The sequence below is a fragment of the Flavobacterium ginsenosidimutans genome, from assembly GCF_003254625.1.
GTDB classification, from domain to species: domain Bacteria; phylum Bacteroidota; class Bacteroidia; order Flavobacteriales; family Flavobacteriaceae; genus Flavobacterium; species Flavobacterium ginsenosidimutans.
The window spans coordinates 1-19,937 of record NZ_QJRJ01000056.1 but is presented as its reverse complement, the minus strand read 5'-3'; the positions used below and the strand labels follow the sequence as shown (position 1 = coordinate 19,937).

The window sequence follows — 19,937 nt, the reverse complement described above, 5'->3', positions numbered from 1 at the left end:
TTCTCAAAAGGGGAAAGCGAACCTCTGGTTCCTAACACTCCAGCCGAAAACAGGCCGCTTAACAGAAGAGTTTCACTTACACTAATTGACGCAAAATAAATCTTAAAATTCTATAATTTAAAAAGCATGAAAGGAAATTTCCTTTCATGCTTTTCTTTTTAAAGACAATTTCAAAAGCTAACAATTATCATATTTTCTTTCTCCGTTAATACTTTTCTTTGTTCAAATAATTAATACCACTTACTAAAAATCAAACCTTTAATAATGTATTATTAGAATAAGAATGCATATTGATACCGATTTGCTTTATACCTGGGGAGCTGTAGCTAGAAAAGTTCCTAAAAACTCGATCATTTTTTATGAAAATGATTCGCCAGTTTCGTATTACCAAATTTTAGAAGGATCTGTAAAAATGGGCTACACCAACGAAGACGGTAAAGATTTGACAATTGGTATTTTTAATGAAGGAAATAGCTTTGGCGAGCCACCTCTTTTTATAGATCAGCCCTACCCAGCTTCAGCCGTTGCACAAACCGATTGTATCATCTTAAAATTATCAAAAAATAATTTCTTTTCTTTCCTTGAAGAAAATCCTGAAATACAAACCAAATTATTAAAATTATTTGCATGGAAGATTTACAATAAAATTGTTTTTTCAAAAAACATCATCAATCATAAACCTGAATATCGAATTCAATATTTTTTAGATAATTTAAAAAAACAGCATAATATTGAAGCTTCAAGAAAAATGAAAATTCCATATACGAGAAAAGAAATTGCAGACTTTACAGGCTTACGTGTTGAAACTGTTATTCGGACTATATCAATGATGAACAAGAATAAAAAAATTGAAATTATAAATCATAAACTATTTTATTGATTTACCAAAGTATGATCGAAATCATATTTCTTTAAACAAGATTTTTATTCCTTTGTTTGGGTTAAAAGAAAATTATTAATTCCGTTTTTAATATCTTTCATAAGTAAAAACGGGAACTTTTTTGGTTCCCGTTTTGTATTAAATAACAACTTTATTCATCATTAATTTTGAAATATTCTCCGCTCTGACTTTTATTTCATTTGCTTTTTCTCCCTCAAAAAAATCATCTACAGTTGTTTTCCAAAGTTTAGTCCAATGCCTAAAATGAGTTTCGGTCAAAGTGCTTTTCTGATCCAGCATTCGGTGTTTTACCATCGGATTACCTTCAAAATTTCCTGTATGAAAAAGAATATTATCCCAGAAATCATACATAATAGGAAGATGTTTTTCCCAATTCACCAACGCCACCTCTGTAAATAAATATCCAATAGTTGGATCTTTTTTTACTATCTGATAAAAAGCATTTACCAAGATGACAATATCATCTCTATTTTTTATATCTGTTTTCATACGTTTTTATTTTAGCGCACTTTTCTCACGGCGCTTTCATCTTCAAAACTAATATCAAATTTCCGAAACCTACTACATATAAAGTATGATTACGATCATATTTCTAAAATAAGCATTTTAGGATTTTCTATTCTGTTCTAATTCCTTTTTCATTAAAAATCAATTTGTATCGCTTAACATAAACAAATAAAAATAAAACAGTATGATTAGAATCATATTTTGAAAGAAATGTTGATAATACATTTACCCTATTAAAATTATATGCTTAAATACATTTTAAAAACAGGCTTTAAAGAAATACCAACGGCTTTTACTTTATAGTTAAGTCGAAAAAATAAGAACTATAAAATGAACAAGAACTTTTTAGTACAGGAAATAATCCGATTGAAAAAGGAAAAAAATGCCGTTATCCTGGCTCATTATTATCAAGATGAGGATATTCAGGAAATAGCAGATTTTATTGGAGATAGTCTTGAACTGGCAAAAAAAGCTCAAAATACAAATGCAGATATTATAGTTTTTGCAGGAGTTCACTTTATGGCAGAGACAGCAAAAATTTTAAACCCAAACAAAAAAGTAGTATTGCCCGATTGGAACGCTGGCTGTTCGCTTGCTGACGGCTGTCCACCTGAAGATTTTAAATTATTCAAAGAACAGCATCCCGATCATATTGTGGTAACTTACATCAATTGTTCTGCCCAAATAAAAGCTATGAGCGATTTAGTCTGCACATCGGCGAATGCCAAAAAGATAATCGAATCTATTCCGGCAGAACAAAAAATCATATTTGCTCCAGATGAAAATTTAGGCAAATATCTACAGAAAGAAACCAAACGTGAACTGGTCTTATGGAAAGGCTCTTGTGTTGTACATGAAGCCTTTTCATTAGACAAATTAATAGAAATATATAACAAAAATCCAACTGCAAAAATTGCAGCACATCCTGAATCTGAAGACCATATTTTAAAAGCAGCACATTACATTGGTTCGACTTCGGGAATTATTAATTTCATTAAAACGGATCCTGCTGCCGTTTTCATTGTGGCCACAGAAGCCGGTATCCTGCATGAGCTTTCAAAAGCTGTACCCGATAAAACGCTGATTCCGGCTCCTACCACAGAAGACAACAGCTGTGCCTGCAGTGAATGTGCTTTCATGAAAATGAATACACTCGAAAAACTGTATTTGTGCCTTAAAAATGAAAGACCAGAAATGCTAATTAAAGATGAGCTGAGAATAGAAGCCCTAAAGCCTATTAAAAGAATGCTCGAACTATCATAAAAAACGCAATAACCTTAAATCAAAATAACATGCTTAAAACAGATATACTTATCATCGGTTCTGGTATTTCGGGATTATTTTTTGCCATGAAAACGGCAAAAAAACGTCCAGACTTATCTATTGTTATAATGACGAAAGAAACAGCCAAAAATACCAATACGCAACTCGCTCAAGGCGGTATTGCTGTAGTGACAGACCTTATAAAAGACAGTTTTAACAAACACATACATGATACACTTCGTTCTGGAGGCGGTTTGTGTGATAAAGATGTTGTAAATATGGTCATTAAACAAGCTCCCGAAAGGCTTCAAGAACTAATCGAAATCGGTGCTTCTTTTGATAAAAATGAAAAGGGTCAGTGGGATTTAGGTCTAGAAGGTGGGCATTCACAGCATAGAATATTACATCATAAAGATAGCTCCGGACAGGAAATCGAGCAAAAACTGCTCAAAATAATCAAGAAAATGCCCAATATTGAGCTCTTAGAAAATCATATGGTCATTGACTTAAATACCGAAACAAAAAAAGCTAAAACTACTTGTACCGGAGCATTTTTCTTTGAAAAAAAACACAACCGAATCAAATACATTAGAGCCAGAACTATTGTTTTATGCACAGGCGGATGCGGTCAGCTTTTTGAAAACACAACAAATCCGAAAATAGCAACAGGAGACGGATTGGCAATTGCAGCACGTGCAGGTGCAGAAATTACGGATATGCAATATATTCAGTTTCATCCAACTGCATTATTTACAGGAAAAGAGAATCCGTTGTTTTTGATTTCGGAAGCTGTTAGAGGATTTGGCGCTCATATTGTAAATGATGAAGGAAAAAGATTTTTGTTTAAATATGATATCCGAGGCGAATTGGCAACACGAGATATGGTCTCGAGTGCCATCAGTAAAGAACTTCAATTGAGTGGAAAAAACCATGTTTATTTAGACTGCAGACATTTGGATCCTAAAGCTTTTTCAAATCAATTTCCTGTTATCACGGCGCATTGCAATGAATTAGGTATTAGACCTGAAAAAGATTTAATTCCAGTTGTTCCAGCTGCTCATTATCAATGTGGCGGAATTAAAGTGGATCAAAATGGTGTTACTTCTATTAAAAATCTCTACGCTATCGGGGAATGCGCAAGGACGGGACTTCATGGTAAAAACCGTCTGGCATCAAATTCACTTCTCGAAGGTTTAGTCTTTGCACATCAGGCTTCAGAAAGTGTAGACAGAACTATTGCCGAATTTATTTTTTCATCCAAAATACTAATTCCAAAGTTTCCAAAGGCACATAATGTCGATGATTACCTTGCTTTTGAAATACTTAAAAAAGAATTGCAAAAACTGGTAACCGCATTTTACACCAGTGAAGAACGCGATGCCGAGTTAGCTTTTGAAAAAATAAAAGACCTTCATAATTATGCCGTTTCACTTACAGAAACACACGAAATTACGATTCCTTTTATCGAATTTTCGAACATGATTGCTGCTTCTTTATTAATTGTTAAACAATGTAAAGCTGCGGCAGACCAAAAAATATGCTGAAACCAAAATTAATCTATACCCCTAAGCATTATGAAACTAACAAGCAAAACAACCATTGGTGAAATCGTAGCAGATGATTTCAAAACAGCAGCCATTTTTACAAAATTCCATATTGACTTTTGCTGCAAAGGACATCGAACTATTGAAGAAGTCTGCAAAAAAAGAGATATCGAAGAAAGCGTTCTTATTGAACATATTGAAAAAGCAAGAGGCAGTTCTGCCAATCAGTCTTTTGATTATAAAAGCTGGCCTCCAGACATGATTGCAGATTATATAACCAAAACCCATCATAGATATGTAGAAGAAAGATCTCCTGTTATTTTGGAGTACTTAAATAAAATATGCGGTGTTCACGGTGCGATTCATCCCGAGCTTCATGAAATTCATACTATTTTTTCAAAAACGTATTTGGATCTCACGGCTCATATGAAAAGAGAAGAGTTGGTTGTTTTTCCTTTTATTAAAAAAATGAAAGCCGCACACAGTAAAGGTACAGAACTGGAAACACCGCCTTTTTTATCTATTGAAGCTCCAATTTTAACTTTAAAAGATGATCATATTACAGAAGGACAGCGCTTTAAAAGAATTGCTGCTTTAACCAATAATTATACTCCTCCTGTTGACTCATGCAACACTTATAAAGTAGCTTTTCTCATGTTGGAAGAATTTGACAAAGATTTAAAAAAGCATATTCATCTGGAAAACAATATTTTATTTCCAAAAGCTATTGAGCTTGAAAAACATTTGAAAAAATGTCTTAATTAAAAACAAAACCATGGAGAAATATGTGATCAAACGCAACGGAGATTATAAGCCTTTTGAAGCTTATAAAATTCAGGATGCCATTCAAAAAGCTTTTCAGAGCGTCAATAAACCTTTAGATAAAAAGATTTTTAAAATTGTTCTTTCTGGTTTGGAGGTGAAATATTCGTGGCCTGTAGAAGAAATTCAGGACATGATTGAAAGAGTGCTTTTTGAAAACGGGTATTTCCAAACCATGCGTTCGTTTATAATTTATCGCCATACGAGAAAATTACAGCGAGAACATATTAATGGTTTAAACGATGACACCACTTATATAGACAGTACACAAACTGTTGAAGAATACATTAACCAGTCAGATTGGCGAATTAATGCTAATGCAAATATTTCGTATTCAAATGCTGGCTTGGTCAGTAATACAGCAGGAAAAGTTATTGCCAATTATTGGCTGGATAAAATATATAATAAAGAAGAAGGTTCTGCTCATAGGAATGGCGACATACACATCCATGATTTGGATTGTCTTACCGGATACTGCGCTGGTTGGAGCTTGCGTGTGCTGTTAAATGAAGGTTTTAACGGCGTGCGCGGCCGTGTCGAGAGCAGACCTCCTTCTCATTTTAGAGAAGCATTAGGACAAATGGCTAATTTCTTAGGAATTCTGCAAAGCGAATGGGCAGGCGCTCAAGCTTTCAGTTCTTTTGATACTTATTTGGCACCTTATGTTTTTAAAGATCAACTTTCTTACGAAGAAGTTTTAAAAGGAATTAGAAGTTTCGTATACAATCTAAATGTACCCGCACGCTGGGGACAATCGCCTTTTACGAATATTACTTTGGATTGGAATGTTCCAGAAGATTTGAAAGAACAGATTCCGACTAGAAATGACGAACATTTATTTTTAAAGGTTAATGATAAAAATCTGATTTTGGAAGCTAAAAAAAGAGGCGTATCCAAACTAATAGATTTAAAATATGCCGATTTTCAAAACGAAATGAATCTCATCAATAAGGCATATTATACCATTATGACCGAAGGAGATGCCAACGGACAACCGTTTACATTCCCGATTCCAACAGTAAATATTACAGAAGATTTTGATTGGAATGGCGAAAATGTAGATTTGTTATTTGAAAACACAGCTAAAATTGGTTCCTCTTATTTCCAGAATTTTATTGGAAGCCAATATATTTTGGATGAAAAAGGAAATCGTATTGAAAACCCTGAGGCGTACAAACCAAATGCTGTTCGAAGTATGTGCTGCCGATTACAACTCGATTTAAGAGAATTATTGAAACGAGGAAATGGTCTTTTTGGAAGTGCAGAAATGACGGGAAGCATTGGTGTTGTTACGATTAATATGGCACGTTTGGGTTATTTGCACAGAGGAAATATCATCAATTTGTTTGCTCATTTAGATGAATTACTGAAAATTGCAAAATCGACTTTGGAGAAAAAAAGAACTTTTATTCAGACAATGTACGACCGCGGACTTTATCCGTACACGCAACGTTATTTGAAGCATTTCAGAAATCACTTTTCCACAATTGGCGTAAACGGAATGAATGAAATGGTAATCAATTTCTCTGAAGGAAAGCAAAATATTACGTGTAGTTCTGGAATTCATTTTGCAACAGAAATTCTAGATTATATTCGATTGCGAATGAAGGAATTTCAGGAAGAAACTGGAAACCTTTACAATCTCGAAGCAACGCCAGCCGAAGGAACAACGTATCGTTTTGCAAAAGAAGACAAAAAGCGTTTTCCAGAGATTTTGCAAGCAGGACAAAACGAGAATATTTACTATACGAATAGTTCACAAATTCCAGTTGATCATACCGATGATCCTTTTGAAGCCTTATTGCTTCAAGACGAATTGCAATGCAAATATACTGGCGGTACAGTTTTGCATCTTTATATGAGAGAAAAAATAAGTAGTCCAGAAGCTTGTAAAAACTTTGTAAAGAAAGTTTTAACCAACTTTAAACTGCCCTATATAACCGTAACACCAATTTTTAGCATCTGTCCTATTCACGGATATCTCAACGGAGAACATGAATATTGTCCAAAATGCGACGAAATTTTACTCAATAAAAACAATCAAAAACACTTGGCTTATGAAAACAAAAACGCATAAAATTCTAGCAGAGAATAAAAACGAAAGAAGTAAATGCTTGGTTTACACACGTGTAATGGGTTATCACAGACCTGTAGAAAGTTTTAATATTGGAAAAAAAGGTGAACACCAACAGCGCACACATTTCGAAGAAACCATTATCTACTAAAGGAATATTTAGCCTCACGCCTTTTACTTTATTAGATTATCCGCATAAAACGGCCTGCATAGTGTGGTTTGCGGGCTGTAACATGCGGTGTTTATACTGCTACAATCCAGATATTGTTTTAGGAAAGGGAAAAATAGATTTTGATTCTGTTCTTGCTTTCCTAAAAACCCGAAAAGGATTATTAGACGGCGTAGTATTAAGCGGTGGCGAATGTACTTTACACAAAAATATCATTGATTTTATAAAAGAAATCAAAACAATGGGATTTGCGGTAAAAATAGATACCAACGGTTCCAATCCAAAAATATTGAACAGCCTGATTCATGATCAATTAATTGATTATGTCGCGTTAGATTATAAAAGTCTTCCTCATACCTTTAAAAAACTAACGCAATCAGGCTTATTTTCTGAATTTGAAGAAAGTCTTTCTCTTTTAATTCAGTCGAATATTCCGTTTGAGGTTCGCACGACTTTTCATTCTTCGTTAATTTCAGAAAATGATTTTATAAAAATGATCGAATATTTGGAGACTAAAAATTTTGAAGGAAATTATTATGTACAGCATTTTATGAATAATGTTCCAACTCTTTCAAAACTAGATCATTCGAATAAAGAAATAAGATTTAAAAACTTCTCAACTCCAAAAATAAAAGTTATTTTTAGAGAGTGAAATTTAAAATGAATATGTTATGACCTTACATCATTTTATACTAATAATTCATCTTTTAGCGGCAACAATTTGGGTTGGAGGTCATTTACTTTTAGCTATTTGTTATTTGCCAACAGCATTAAAGAAAAAAGACCCTAAAATTATTCTAAATTTTGAAAAGAAATTCGAAACGCTCGGAATGTCATCTCTTGTTTTACTGATTGTAACAGGAATCTGGATGGCGTATGATTTTGGTGTAACCATAGAAACCTGCTTTCATTTTAAGAGTGGATTTGAGAAAGTTGTTTCACTAAAATTGATTTTGCTTTTCTGTACTTTTATCTGTGCAGTTTGTGCTCAATTTTATGTTATTCCAAATCTCAATGAAAATAATATCAAAAAAATAGCCGTAATTATTTTAACTGTTACTTCAATAGGAGTTGCAATGCTGGTTTTAGGATCAACGCTTCGTTATGGTGGGATTTGAACTAACTAACCAATTTAATGCAAGCGCAAAATGGTTATATGACTTTGCGCTTTTTAATTAACTTTCCAACAAAGATAAATCCTCCCAAACATCAACATAATTACCATTTTCTGCAATTAAAACCTTGCTTCCGGGAGCTAATCCTAAATAAGGTAGAAGTAACGGACAAAATTCCTCTAAGTGAGAAGCATGCAAAGGCTTAAAAAAATCATCTGCATCAGAATAGTCACCTGCATAGATATACCATCCATTTGTACCATTTTCAGCACGAAGCCTTGACGCATAAATAGGCATTTCGTAGTTTTTCTCAATTATATTTAATGATATTCCAACTTTTAAATCTAATTCGCAAGGTTCAAACTTCAAACCATACTTGTCGCAAATTTGTTTTTGAACTTCAATTAATTCATTGTTTTCTTTCATTTAATTATTTTATTAATTCAACCATTCACTAACCAACTTTCTATACGTCTCTCCTATTGGCAAAGCATTACCGCTTTTCATTACAATCTGATTTCCGTCAATAACTTTAATTTTATCTTTTGGAATAATATACGAACGATGGATTCTAATAAACTGATTCGAAGGAAGTTTTCCCAGAATATCTTTCATGTTTTCCAATGCCATGATTTTTTCATCATTCGTATGAATTCGGATATAATCTCTTAATCCCTCGATAAATAAAATATCGTTTAAAGCAATTTTATAATGCTTACGATCGGCTTTTACGAATAAATAATCTTCACCTGCTTTTTCCTGAACTTGAAAAGTTTCCTGCCAACGAATGAACTTTTCTACACTTTGATAAAATCGATTAAACGTAATAGGTTTCAACAAATAATCAATTACATGAAATTGAAAAGCTTCCAGAGCATACTGCGAATATGCCGACGTAATAATAAAATTATATTTCTGATTAAACATTTGCATCAATTCAATTCCCGTTAATTGCGGCATTTGAATATCAATAAAAATCAAATCAACCGATTCAGTATTTAAAACTTCTATTGCTTTAAAAACATCACTATCAGCATATAAAACATTTAATCTGGAAATTTTAGAAGCGTAATCGGCAATTAATTTTACAGCAAAAGGTTCGTCGTCTAGAATAATGCAGTTTATTTTTTTATTCATTTTAAATCTATTTCAAGTTCGGCTGTAAAATGGTTTTCTTCTTTTGTGATTTTTAATTGCTGTTTTTCAGGATAATGAATCTGTAAACGCTTTTTCAAATTGTCTAAACCAATTCCACCTAGACTATCTTTTTTCTGTGTTCCAATTTTATTCTTCACTTTAAAAATCAATTTTTCAGAAGAAACTTTCAACTGAATTTCTATGGGTTCTGAGTCTGAAACTTCTCCGTGTTTTAAAGCATTTTCGACTAAAGGGGACAAAATGTATGGCGGAATTTCTTCGAACTCATTTTTAATTTCAACCTCAAAATTAACCAAAACACTTTCCTGATGTCTCAATTGTTCGAGTTCAATATACGCTTTTATATAATCAACTTCTTCTGAAAGTTTAATCTTTTCTTTCTGAGATTCGTAAGTTGTAAAACGCATAATCTGGCTCAATTTATCAATTGCCATCAATGACTTATCTGATTGAAAATAAACCATTGAGTAAATGTTATTTAAAGTATTAAATACGAAGTGCGGATTAATCTGTGCTTTTAAGAATTTGATTTCCGTATTCTTATTTTCTTCTAGAATAAGCTTGTTATATTCCAAAAGACGAATCGAATAAATAACAAACCAAAGAAACGAACTCAAAATAATGACCAAACTACTGTAATGTAAATTATCGAGCATATAATTCAGAAAATTAACTTCAGTATAATTTACTCTATCAAATAAAAGTTTGGTTATGATTTGTTCCAAAAGAAATCTAAGAAAAGTAAAAACGAGATACGAAATGAAAACACCCGCGAAAAGTCTTTTCCAATTAAAAGCTTTAAAAACCTTTTTCATTACAATCAAATAATGAAAATAGAACGTAATAATAAAAACGATAAAGTACGTACAAAGAAAAAGATCAGGTACAGAAAATTGTGCTCCAATCGGTTTTTTCAAGAAAGAGAAATAAAAAATTAAAATCCAATAAATAAGATGAATTAGACATTCAAGTCTTTTGGTAATAGTTCCTTTATACATTCGGTATATTTTTAAAACAAAGATATACATTCATGAAAAAGCATTTTTACGGGTTTGCAGATTAATCGAAGGGGTTTGTCGATAAAAGTGGTTTTTGGGTTTTAATTCTAACAGTTTTGCCCTGTAATTAAATTCAAAACCATGAACAGAATCATTTTAGTATCCGTCTTATTTCTATTTCAAATTAACGTATTCGGACAACAATTTTCAGTAAAAGGAAAAATCATCAATCAGAATAAAACACCGCTTGAATTTGCAACGGCAACTTTATTAAAAAGAGATAAAATTTTATATCAACAAGCTTCAACTGATAGTTTAGGTAACTTTATTTTAAGTGCTGAAAATGGAAATTATAGATTAATCATCGAACAATTTGGAACTGAATTTAGCAACAAAGAAATAATCGTAAATCAAAATATTGATTTAGGAAATTTGGAAGTAAAAGAACAGATTCAGCTTGATGGCGTAACCGTTAAGTCAAGAAAAAAACTGGTAGAACAAAAAGTCGATCGATTGGTTTTTAATGTCGAAAATTCTGTTGTTGCAACTGGTGGAACAGCTTTAGATGCTTTAAAATCTACGCCAACAGTTAGAGTTCAAAACGAAACGATTTCTATTGTTGGAAAAGGACAGGTTTTGGTTATGATTGACGATCGTTTGAATAAAATGACGCAGGAAGATTTGGTTGCATTTCTTAGATCAATTCCTGCTGATAATATAAAAAGTATCGAGGTAATTACAACGCCTCCAGCAAAATATGAAGCGGAAGGAAACAGCGGTTTAATCAATATAAAATTGAAAACTGCTAAAGCGAATTCATGGACTGCTAATCTTGGGTCTACTTATGTACAGAGAAGTTATGCAAGCGGAAACATAAACGGATTGTTTATTTACAATTACAATAAACTTTCGCTTCAAGCTTCTATTAATAAAGGAACAGATCAATTTCGCACGACATCAGATAACCGAATTTATTATCTTAATGAAGTTTGGAAACAAGATATTTCAACCAAAGCAAAAACCAATTTATTAAGCCTTGGTTTTGGTATCGATTATAAATTAACTGAAAAATGGACTTCTGGAGTAAAATATTTAGGAAGCTTTAATGACAGAAATTCCGCAAATAATCCGTTGACGACTCGTTATAATACTTCGGGAGAAATCAATTCTTATATTTTGTCTGATGTAAATGCACGAAACAAACCACAAATGAATTCTTTAAACTGGAATAACGTTTTTGTTTTAAATAATGAAGGCAAAAATATCACAGTAGATTTGGATTATTTCAACTATCAAAAAGACGATTCTCGAGTTTTTTCAGGCAATGAAATGGACAATCAAAAAGAAAACATTTCTGAAACTTATTTCGCAACAATTAATTCTAACTTAAACCAATTGAAAAATTATTCGGTAAAAATGGATGTTTCACTTCCTTATTCTTGGGCGAATATTAGCTTTGGTGGAAAAGGATTTTATACGAATACTAAAAACAATTTAACTGTTTTTGATAACGAAACTGGAACTCCAATTCTTGATACAAATTACTCTAATATATTCACTTACAAAGAATACAACGAGGCAATCTATTTTTCTGCCAATAAAAAACTGAGCGAAAAATGGGAAACTCAAATTGGTTTAAGAACCGAAGCGACACAAACAGAAGGTTATTCTGAAAATCTAAACCAAACCAATAAAAACAATTATATTAAATTGTTTCCAACGGCTTATGTGACTTACAATGCGAACGATAACAATTCCTATTCTTTAAACTACAGCCGAAGAATCCGCAGACCAGATTTTGAATATTTGAATCCGTTTGTGATTAGAACTAGTCCGTTTTATTATTCTGAAGGAAATCCGTTTTTGAAGCCTTCTATTATCGACAATTTTGAATTTTCTTATATCAGAAATCAGAAATGGGTAAATGCGGTTTATTTTTCACAAGTTTCTGATTTCGGACAAGAATTAGCGATTATCGATCCTGAAACGAATATCACGAAAAGCACGCCAATAAACTACGCAGATACTTACCAAATCGGTCTTTCGACGTATTACAATTTCAATAAATATTCATGGTGGAACAGCTTTATGGGATTTAATTTAAACTATCAAAATGTAAAATCGAGAACCAATCTAATTGCTTCTGTAGATGGTTACAACGGTTATATATACACCAACAATGATTTTACAGTAAATCAATCTAAAACTCTTTTTCTGGGTTTAAATTATGGTTTGCAATTGCCAGGACGCTATCAGGTTTTTAATATTTCGACTTTAAATATTTTAGATGTTTCGGTGAAATTTCTAGCTTTAAAAAAGAATCTTTCGATTACTTTAACCGGAGAAGATTTATTGAATGCACAAAAGCCTTTAATTTCTTATTATTCAAACGGAATTAAAAATACGATGAAAAATTACAATGATTCTAGAGCTTTCAGAATTGCTTTGAGTTATAAATTTGGAAACCAAAATATAAAATCTAAAGAAAGAAATTTTGGAAATGAAGAGGAAAGAAATCGAGCGAATTAATTTTTTAGAATAAGTTTAATTTAAGCAAAACAGCTTCAAACATTAACCTTTCCAGATGTTTAAAGCTGTTTTATCTGTTTAAAAAACAAATAAATACATAAAAAAATCATTATTTATTTGTTTTTATGACCAATCGGTCATATATTTGTATCGTTATAATACAATCCATCATGACAAAAGGTGAAGAAACCAGACAATTTATTATAGAAAAAGCCGCTCCTATTTTTAATACAAAAGGAATTGCAGCTACTTCTATGAGCGATATTATGGAAGCAACCAAACTGTCTAAAGGAAGTATGTACGTTCATTTTGAAAATAAAGATGTTTTGGCTTGTGCCGCTGTAGATCATAATATGAAAGTATTAAGCAGTAAACTTCAGGCAGAATTATCTCAAGGAAAAAGTGCTACAGAACAACTTTACGCCTATATCGACTTTTTCAGTAATCCGATAAATCCGCCAGTTACTGGTGGCTGTCCATTATTGAATTTTGGAACGGAAGCTGATGACACGAATCCGATTGTGAAAGAAAAAGTAAATACCGCAATCAAACATGGACAAGTGCTTTTAACTTCTATTATAGAAAAAGGAATCGCTGATAAAGAATTCGATCCAAACTGGAATGCAGCAGAATTCTCAACTGTACTTTTTGCTATGTTAGAAGGCGGACATTTGATGTCTAGAATGTCTGGAAACAATGATAACATGAAAACAATAGAAAAAACGCTTAAAAAAATTATATCTAAAAAATTGATATAATTTTTTTTACCATAAAAATGACCGATCAGTCATATTTAAATGATAATTATAAAAACAAATACCATGTCAAAAACAATTTTAATTACAGGAGCTTCAAAAGGATTTGGAAGAGCTTGGGCAGAAGCTTTTTTAGCAAAAGGATACAATGTAGCAGGAACTGCTAGAAACCTTGAAACCTTAAACGATTTAAAAGAAAAATACGGAAATGCGATTTTACCTTTAAAATTAGATGTAAATAACCGTCAAGAATCACTAGAAGTGGTTCAAAAAGTAAAACAGCATTTTGGAACTATCGATGTTTTGATCAACAATGCAGGTTACGCACTTACAGGCGCAGTTGAAGAAGCAAGCGAAAGCGAAGCTAGAGAACAATTTGAAACGAATTTCTTTGGAACTTTATGGTTAACCCAAGCTGTTATTCCAATAATGAGAGAGCAAAAAAGCGGTCATATTATCCAGGTTTCTTCAATTTTAGGATTAGCAACTTTACCAACAGGAATGGGACTTTACAGTGCTTCTAAATTTGCTATTGAAGGTTTAAGTGAAACTTTAGCATCTGAAGTAAAACAATTCGGAATCAACGTTACTTTATTGGAACCAAACGGATACGAATCTAATATCTGGCATACTGGAATTACCAGCGAAAGTTTACCTTATTATGACGAAATCAAAAAAGCTTTAGCTGAAAGAGAAAACATATTTGGCAAAGTCGAAGCGACTGCTCCTATAGTAGTGAAATTAGTAGAAAACGAAAATCCGCCATTACGTTTATTACTTGGAAAAGTAGCATTTCCTTTTGTAAAACAAAGCTACGATCAAAGATTAGAAAGCTGGGAAAAATGGAATGATGTTTCAGTTGAAGCACATGGTTAATTAATTCATGCTTTTAGCAAAAAAATGATTATCATTCTGTAGGAATGTTTCGTTGGTAGAAAAAAAATGACAAGCATTTTTACGTTCCGTAGGAACGTTTGATGTACATTATTATAAAAATTGATAAAACAAACGTTCCTATGGAACGTAAAATAACGACAACAACATCGGTTCTACCGACCAGATGTTCCTACGGAACAAAAAAATTTATGCAAACATAAAAACTGGATTGTCTCAAATTCAGTGACAATCCCGTTTATTTTTGTGCATTTTTCTTAGAAAGCTCTTCTATATTTATTCATAATTGTTTTGAACAAATCTTTATTTGATGGCGGCGAAAGCACAATCGCTCTCGAACCCGAATGAATAGATTCTTCGATATTGTTTAGACTTTTTCCGCCTGTAGCCATTACAGGAAAATCGGGAAATTTAGTCGTAATTTCTTTTACAATTTTAGCTGTATGTGCTCCTCCAGAAACATGAAAAATATTGACTCCAGCATCAATTTTTTCTTTTAAAAAATTATAATCAGATGAAGTAACAGTTGCTATAATTGGTATCGCAATTTTTTCTCTTATTTTTTTGATGTCTTTATTTTCAAACGGAATATTTACAATAATTCCTGACGCTCCAGCTTGTTCTGCATAAATTGCCATTTCTACGGATTTTTTCCCTTTAGTTGTTCCGCCTCCAACACCGCACACAATAGGTTTTCCTGCAAAATCAATCAGCGTTTTGATTATTTTTGGTGATGGTGGAAAAGGATAAACCGCCAAAATAGCATCTGCATCATTGTTTTCAATAAGCGCCATATCTGTAGAGAAGAGAAATGATTTTAAGTTTTCATTTCCCAGCTGTAATCCTCGACAGTTTTTACTAATCATTTCTGGTGTAGATAGTGCTTTATTTATCGGTTTATTTCTTCTAAATAATCTATCCCAGAGAGAAATTTTCTTCTTATTTCCCCAAAATGAATCTGAAATTAAATTGATTTCCATGGTCTTGATTTTTGCATTATGACCAAATTTAGGATATTGAAATTTATTTTTTTTATAAAATAAATGCTAAAAATTACATTTTGTAATGAGTTAAGGAAAATTTGTAGTGAAATAAAATCTGCCGTATAGTTTAATGGAAAATCTAGCAAAAAGTAGAATTCAATATTTCAAAATATAACCAAACAAGAAATGATTTAAAATGGGATTATCATTCCGTAGGAATGTTTGATTGGTAAAAAAAAACGACAACCTCATTCACATTCCGTAGGAACGTTTAATATACGCCACCATAAAAAATGATAAAAACCAAACGTTCCTACGGAACGTAAAACAATGACAACAACCTGATTCTACCGACCAGATGTTCCTACGGAACAAAGAGATATTTTACTTGAAAAGATTTTAATTTTTAGTCTTTTTTTTCTTAGACTTCTTTCCTTTCTTCCACCAAATAACAAATCCAGTTATAGGAAGAGAAGCTCCAATCAAACTAACCAAACTCCAAATTATTTTGCCAGTAAGTCCAAAGAAAACTCCTGTATGTAAATCGTGATTACTTGCTTCGTAAATATCTGCTGCATTATTGTCTTTGTACAATTTGGTTCGCAGTATCTGTCCTGTTTTTCCGTCAAAGAAAAGCGTGTTTTGATTTCTTGCCCAATCATTTGGATACGTCATTCTTAATCGCAATTCTCCCGTCTTTCTTATCGAAAATGAAACTGAAGTTGCTCCTGGATATTTTGCATTAGCACTTTCGTAGATATTATTATAACGAACAGGAATTGTCGTTGAATCTATTTTTGCATTAGAAATCACTTCATCACCTTTTCTTAATTTAGCTCCTGTAACTAAACTTACTCCTTTTTTTACTGTTTCATATTTAAAATACGTTCCTGAAAAAGCAATTAAAAGCAAAAAAATAGAAGCGTAAAATCCGAGAACTTGATGTAAATCAAAATTGACTCTTTTAAAAGAACCGCTCCATTTTATCTTTAAAGATTGTTTAAGCAAACGCCTTTGCTTTGGAAACCATAAAATCAATCCTGTAATCAGCATAATGATGAAAATCACAACCGACCAGCCTTGAATAAATTCGCCAAACTCGCCCAATAATAAAGTACGATGTATTTCTAGTACAGTATTTAACCAATCTGAACCTTGCTGATTTATTAAAGTTCCATCATACGGATTGAAATAATACGTCTTTTTCTTTTTGGTCGAAATTTGAACTGCAGCATTAGACTCTGCTTTATCAATTTTTAAAGCCGTAATTTTCTGTTTAGGTTCGAGGCGTTCGTAATTTTCAATTATAGTTTTTAAACCTATAAATGGCTTTTCCTGAACGGGAACATGAAGATATTCTTTCTGCGAAAAATCACGAATTTCTTCTTCAAAAACATAAAGAAATCCTGTAATGCTCACTATAAAAACAATGAGGCCCGATGCTAAACCGAGCCACAAATGTATTTGTCTAATAGTATTTTTAAAACCTTTGGTCATAATTTGCAATAAAATCCAAATGTAGATAATATCATTTGAAATGACGAATTGTAATCCTTAGAATTTAAAGGTAATATTTCCTGTAACTCTCGTTGGGTTCTGAGCCGCTAGACGATAAGACCAATATTTTTTATTGGTAAGATTGTCTACTTTTAATCCTAATCTAAATTTTGGTCTGTCATAAAACACAGAAGCATCCAAAACGGTATAAGAAGGAATAGTAAATTTAAAAGTCGTTGTATTCGTTTGATAATATTCGCTTCCATAAATCCCTCCAAAACCAAATCCAAGACCAGAAGCTGCACCTTCTGTCAATCTATAACTTGCCCAAAGATTGGCGGTTGTAGGCGAACTAGCAGTTGTAGGTCTTAAACCATTAATGCTCGGATTTGCTTTTGTATATTCACTGTCATTGTACGTATAACCAGCCACAATATTTAAACCTTTAATTGGATTTGCAATCAATTCAGCTTCAAAACCTTTACTCAATTGCGTTCCATCTTGAATTTGAAAGTTTGCATGATCTGGGTCGTCGCGCGTCACGTTTGTAACTTTTATGTCATAATAACTAAAAGTCGCACTGATTTTATTAAAGTCAAATTTAACACCACCTTCTAATTGATTCGCCTGATTTGGCTTAAAAGTATTTCCATTAAAATCAGATCCTCCAACATTATTGAATCCGTTCATGTAATTTCCAAAGACAGAAACTTTATCTTTAACCACTTGGTAAACAGCTCCTAATCTAGGAGAAAATGCGGTCTGATTGTAATTTCCAGCAATAGAATCACGGCTTGGATAATACACTCCTTTATTAATGTAACGATCGGCTCTAACACCTGCCATTACTAATAATTTGTCGGTAACATTCAATACATCAGAAACATAAGCACTATAAGTTCTCTCATTATTTGACACCATATTGGTATAGGTTGCAGTTTCAAATAACGGTTCTATTTTATTGATTGTAAAATTGTTGTAAGCATCTCCAGGTTTCTTAAAGTTAATCGCTGGCATATTTACTGTTGCATCATTACGTGTCGCGCGAAGGCTGTAAAAATCTAAACCTGCCACTACTCTATTACGCAATTTTCCTATTTTAAAATCACCGTTGAAATTCTGCTGAATATCAGTACCATAATAAGGATAATCTTGATTTGTAACTTGCTGTCTAAGAGTTTCATTACTTAACATAGTCAAAGCCACAACATATCCTTCTGATGAAGATCTTGTACGTGAAACGATTGTCTGCGAAGTCCATTCGTCTGAAATTTTATATTTCAACTGAGCAAAAATATTGTACTGTTGTCCTGTATAATTTACTGTATTATTGGCAAACGAAAGATTGTACGGAATTCCTAATTCTTCAATGCTATGAGCAGTTGCATCTGCTTTTGTATAAGGCGTTAATCGCGTTGGAGACGTTCCTTTAGAAACACTAAATTCTGCATCAATTAACAAAGTCAGTCTTTCGCTCACTTCATAAGAAAAACTTGGCGCGATGAAAAAGCTTTTATTAAATCCTGCATCCTGAAAACTTCTCTCGCTGTGCAACGCTGTGTTAATTCTAAAAAGAGCGGTTTTATCTTCGTTAAGAGGCGTGTTAATATCAGCCGTAAAGCGATTCAAATCCCAATCACCAGCTGAATAAGATACTTCTCCTTTAAAGAAATTAAAAGGCTTTTTGGTAACTCGGTTAAACAATCCACCAAAAGAAGAAATGGTACTTCCGAACAAAGTTGCCGATGGCCCTTTTATGACTTCAATACGCTCTAAATTAGACGGATCGATTGAGTTATACGTAAAACTTCCAACTCCGTTTCTTACCAATTGTGGTGTAGCAAATCCTCTAGAAATGTTAGTTGTTCTTCCCTGATTTCTTACTTCGGCGATACCTGCGCCTGGAACATTTTTAAAAGCACTGTTATAATCTGTGATTACCTGCTCTTTCATTAATTCCTTGCTTACAATAGTATAAACCTGTGGGTTTTCCATGTTTTTCAGTTTCATTTTAGAAACCTCTTCACTTTCTTTTCTTGCAAATCTGTTTCCTCCAGAACTTACAATTACTTCTTCTAATTTTTGTGAAGTATAAGCCATTTCAAAATCAAGAATAACTTCTGTATTGTTCTGATCAACAATAACCGAAGCAGGAGAAGATTCGTAACCATTTAATTTTATTTCAACCAAATAAGTTCCGAAAGGAATATTTTTTAATTGGTAAGTACCATCAGAATCCGTTGTAGTAGTTTTATTTAATTCTGAAATTTTAACGGTTGCACCTTGTAAATAATTTCCGTCTTTAACCAAAGCTTTACCAGAAATTGAACCTACAGTTGACTGAGAAAAAGCCGTTTCTGAACAGAAGAAAAGAATCAAAAAGGCAGTAAACACTTGACATAAAACATTGTTTTTAAGTGTTTTAAAAATTGTTTCCATATAAAATTTGCGATTTATCTTTATTTAGACTGGTTACAAATATATAAACGGGAAGTGACTTCTTATAGAAAGATTAAAATTTTCTTAAAAAATAATTAAGAAAGAATATCTCTTTGCAAATTGACGCTGACTTATAAATACAAAATACAAATTTAGATGCATTTAGAATTGGTATAAAAAACAAAAGCCACTCCGTTGTGGAATGACTTTTTATTTTAATTAAATGTCTTGTCCTGAAATAGCGATACACAAAAAGTATCATTATGGAAAAAGATCAAGAATTGCGCTA

Annotated in this window: 18 protein-coding genes; 11 read left to right on the top strand and 7 right to left on the bottom strand. The window is 32.4% G+C overall.

Annotated elements, in window-relative coordinates; all coding sequences use genetic code 11:
• Positions 1-283 precede the first annotated feature (283 nt).
• Entirely contained in the window at positions 284-880 is a 597-nt protein-coding gene (locus DM444_RS00435; protein ID WP_111282938.1) for a Crp/Fnr family transcriptional regulator, read from the top strand.
• 138 nt (positions 881-1,018) lie between these two features.
• Here the strand turns inward: DM444_RS00435 and DM444_RS00430 are convergent, their stop codons facing one another.
• Positions 1,019-1,390, bottom strand: a complete 372-nt coding sequence (locus DM444_RS00430) for a group III truncated hemoglobin (protein WP_111282936.1) — start codon at positions 1,388-1,390, stop codon at positions 1,019-1,021.
• A gap of 348 nt (positions 1,391-1,738) precedes the next feature.
• Between DM444_RS00430 and nadA the strand changes: the two genes are divergently transcribed.
• From nadA to DM444_RS00395, 7 genes are read left to right on the top strand one after another with little or no spacing between them, the layout of a single operon-like run.
• Positions 1,739-2,671 carry a quinolinate synthase NadA gene (nadA, locus tag DM444_RS00425; RefSeq protein ID WP_111282934.1) on the top strand — a complete coding sequence of 311 codons (933 nt, stop codon included), beginning with the start codon at positions 1,739-1,741 and terminating at the stop codon, positions 2,669-2,671.
• 29 nt (positions 2,672-2,700) lie between these two features.
• On the top strand, positions 2,701-4,215 hold the full coding sequence (gene nadB / locus DM444_RS00420) for an L-aspartate oxidase (RefSeq protein WP_111282932.1): 1,515 nt from the start codon (positions 2,701-2,703) through the stop codon (positions 4,213-4,215).
• Between the two features lie 30 nt (positions 4,216-4,245).
• Entirely contained in the window at positions 4,246-4,980 is a 735-nt protein-coding gene (ric, locus tag DM444_RS00415) for an iron-sulfur cluster repair di-iron protein (protein WP_111282930.1), read from the top strand.
• A 10-nt stretch (positions 4,981-4,990) separates the two neighbouring features.
• A complete protein-coding gene (locus DM444_RS00410) occupies positions 4,991-7,114 on the top strand; it encodes a ribonucleoside triphosphate reductase (protein WP_111282928.1) in 2,124 nt (707 codons plus the stop codon).
• The gene (gene nrdD / locus DM444_RS23975) at positions 7,095-7,262 is read left to right on the top strand and encodes an anaerobic ribonucleoside-triphosphate reductase (RefSeq protein ID WP_204251652.1); all 168 of its coding nucleotides are present in this window, start codon (positions 7,095-7,097) and stop codon (positions 7,260-7,262) included. Before DM444_RS00410 ends, nrdD begins: the two co-directional genes overlap by 20 nt.
• Positions 7,216-7,932, top strand: coding sequence for an anaerobic ribonucleoside-triphosphate reductase activating protein (locus DM444_RS00400; protein ID WP_239455546.1), 717 nt, complete (start codon positions 7,216-7,218; stop codon positions 7,930-7,932). The genes nrdD and DM444_RS00400 overlap by 47 nt, the downstream gene beginning before the upstream one ends.
• 19 nt (positions 7,933-7,951) lie before the next feature.
• Complete coding sequence (locus DM444_RS00395; RefSeq protein ID WP_111282926.1) at positions 7,952-8,398, top strand: CopD family protein; 447 nt, start codon at positions 7,952-7,954, stop codon at positions 8,396-8,398.
• 57 nt (positions 8,399-8,455) lie between these two features.
• On the opposite strand, the gene DM444_RS00390 is transcribed toward DM444_RS00395, so the two are convergent.
• The 3 genes from DM444_RS00390 to DM444_RS00380 are packed head-to-tail and all read right to left on the bottom strand — an operon-like array spanning position 8,456 to position 10,551.
• Positions 8,456-8,821 (bottom strand): immunity protein Imm33 domain-containing protein, encoded by a 366-nt coding sequence (locus tag DM444_RS00390; protein ID WP_111282924.1) that lies wholly within the window; start codon positions 8,819-8,821, stop codon positions 8,456-8,458.
• 12 nt (positions 8,822-8,833) lie between these two features.
• Entirely contained in the window at positions 8,834-9,532 is a 699-nt protein-coding gene (locus DM444_RS00385; RefSeq protein WP_111282921.1) for a LytR/AlgR family response regulator transcription factor, read from the bottom strand.
• On the bottom strand, positions 9,529-10,551 hold the full coding sequence (locus tag DM444_RS00380) for a sensor histidine kinase (RefSeq protein WP_239455545.1): 1,023 nt from the start codon (positions 10,549-10,551) through the stop codon (positions 9,529-9,531). The genes DM444_RS00385 and DM444_RS00380 overlap by 4 nt, the downstream gene beginning before the upstream one ends.
• 141 nt (positions 10,552-10,692) lie before the next feature.
• On the opposite strand from DM444_RS00380, the gene DM444_RS00375 reads away from it, so the two are divergent.
• The 3 genes from DM444_RS00375 (at position 10,693) to DM444_RS00365 (ending at position 14,711) form a co-directional block, all read left to right on the top strand.
• On the top strand, positions 10,693-13,080 hold the full coding sequence (locus DM444_RS00375) for a TonB-dependent receptor (RefSeq protein ID WP_111282917.1): 2,388 nt from the start codon (positions 10,693-10,695) through the stop codon (positions 13,078-13,080).
• 170 nt (positions 13,081-13,250) lie between these two features.
• Complete coding sequence (locus DM444_RS00370) at positions 13,251-13,838, top strand: TetR/AcrR family transcriptional regulator (RefSeq protein ID WP_111282915.1); 588 nt, start codon at positions 13,251-13,253, stop codon at positions 13,836-13,838.
• A gap of 63 nt (positions 13,839-13,901) precedes the next feature.
• Entirely contained in the window at positions 13,902-14,711 is an 810-nt protein-coding gene (locus tag DM444_RS00365; RefSeq protein WP_111282942.1) for an SDR family NAD(P)-dependent oxidoreductase, read from the top strand.
• A 275-nt stretch (positions 14,712-14,986) separates the two neighbouring features.
• Here the strand turns inward: DM444_RS00365 and DM444_RS00360 are convergent, their stop codons facing one another.
• The 3 genes from DM444_RS00360 to DM444_RS00350 all read right to left on the bottom strand — a co-directional run bounded on the left by DM444_RS00360 (position 14,987) and on the right by DM444_RS00350 (position 19,648).
• On the bottom strand, positions 14,987-15,709 hold the full coding sequence (locus tag DM444_RS00360; RefSeq protein WP_111282913.1) for a beta/alpha barrel domain-containing protein: 723 nt from the start codon (positions 15,707-15,709) through the stop codon (positions 14,987-14,989).
• A 402-nt stretch (positions 15,710-16,111) separates the two neighbouring features.
• A complete protein-coding gene (locus DM444_RS00355; protein WP_239455544.1) occupies positions 16,112-17,209 on the bottom strand; it encodes a PepSY-associated TM helix domain-containing protein in 1,098 nt (365 codons plus the stop codon).
• Between the two features lie 57 nt (positions 17,210-17,266).
• The gene (locus DM444_RS00350) at positions 17,267-19,648 is read right to left on the bottom strand and encodes a TonB-dependent receptor (RefSeq protein ID WP_111282911.1); all 2,382 of its coding nucleotides are present in this window, start codon (positions 19,646-19,648) and stop codon (positions 17,267-17,269) included.
• Positions 19,649-19,937: the final 289 nt, after the last annotated feature.